Below are 1,039 nucleotides of genomic sequence, written 5' to 3'. Positions count from 1 at the left end.
AATTGGCAAAGGATTACCCCGGAACCCGGCGCAGTATTTCGCAAGTGATTGAGTACATGGTGGACACACAGCAAATGTGTGTACCTGAACAGCTTGAGCTTGCATCTAACTTGCAAGCATGGTTGTTGTTCCGCTTGAGATGCCATTTTCTGGGCCAGAAAGCGCTGACGCCTTTGTATCAAGCAGTCGATGAAAGAGTGAGACAACTCTTTCCTGCCGCAGCGATGAGCCGGTTAAGCGCCATGCTGACAGCAGTGCCTAGCCTGGCGTCTACAGGTGAAGTGCTAAAACTTGTCGATGCCATCGTTGCCATGTTGGAAGAAGAATCTCGTCCACCACAGGATGAGTCGGATGCTGATAGCAGTAATGACATTGGACAAGAGGCGAGTAATGACAGCAATAACAGTAGTGATAGTCAAACCCCAGAAAAAAACTCGTCTGCAACGGGGGATTTTGCTGAAACGGGTGATTCAGATAACTCTGATCAAGCTGACAATTTGCGACAAGCCTTAGAGGCCAGTGCCGCTCAGTTTGAACCCGATACCTTTGCACAAGTGGCAGAAGTGTTGTCGGAACAAGCTGAAGGACATCAGGGCGTCACTCCACTCAGTTTGCCCCAAGCAGAGCAAGCTATGTTGGGTGATGAGGCCATCTTGACCTTATCGGCGTCTGAGTCGGCTCAAATTCGAGCCCGACTTAGAGGTATGGTTCAGTCCAGTCAGGACAATCGGAATCATGCCAAACGGCACGGTCTTCGAGTTGCAACCCATCGTCTTGCCGCTTCCCAAGCAGGTGAGTCGAGATTGTTTATTCAAAGGCAGCCGCGCATTGCGCCCAATGCTGCTGTGCACTTGCTTGTCGATATATCGGGCTCAATGGGTAAACCCATTGGCGAAGGTAATCGCAAGTACTTTCATGTTGCCAATGAAGCCGCTTTGGCTTTGGCCATGGCATTGGAAGGTATACCGGGTGTTGTACCTGCGGTCAGTTATTTTCCTGGTATTCATCAGGAAGTTTCTATCGCGTTATTGCCCAAGCA

The 1,039-nt window shown here is 50.0% G+C and carries 1 pseudogene; it reads left to right on the top strand.

Features of this window, described 5'->3' with window-relative positions:
* Positions 1 to 1,039, top strand: a pseudogene (locus tag R7Z49_RS28165) (hypothetical protein); the annotation flags it as partial.

The sequence above is a fragment of the Vibrio sp. 1562 genome, assembly GCF_033340155.1.
Classification (GTDB): Bacteria; Pseudomonadota; Gammaproteobacteria; order Enterobacterales; family Vibrionaceae; genus Vibrio; species Vibrio alginolyticus.
This window is presented reverse-complemented; position numbering and strand designations above follow the sequence as displayed.